Here is a 325-nt window from a genome sequence, read left to right on the forward strand (position 1 = left end):
CTATAGACACAATATGAAGCGTTTCCATTAATTGGTTTACAACTATATCATCAATTAACAACTTAAAATAAAATGCTCCAGCAAAACCAAACAGATTAAAAAATATAGAAGCAATAAAAATTGGAAATAACAAATTAGTCTGCAGCTTCAATAAAGACAAAAAACGAGAAAATACCCCTTTAGATACTTCTACCTTCTCAAAATTTTGTTTTGGACTCATCAAAATTAAAATCCCTGTCCAAACCTTTAAAAAGTCTTCCAATTTATATTTAACAGACCCACTATCAGGATCTGCAACATATACTTTATTATTCTTTACTTTATG

General features: G+C 28.3%; 1 protein-coding gene. It reads right to left on the reverse strand.

Translation table 11 applies throughout. The features are described from left to right. Positions 1 to 325, reverse strand: a 325-nt coding sequence (locus tag R0J92_RS22140; RefSeq protein WP_411053236.1) for a cysteine peptidase family C39 domain-containing protein, incomplete at both ends; no start/stop codon positions are given.

Origin of the sequence: Tritonibacter sp. SIMBA_163, from assembly GCF_046535935.1 — a bacterium.
GTDB lineage: Bacteria > Pseudomonadota > Alphaproteobacteria > Rhodobacterales > Rhodobacteraceae > Epibacterium > Epibacterium scottomollicae.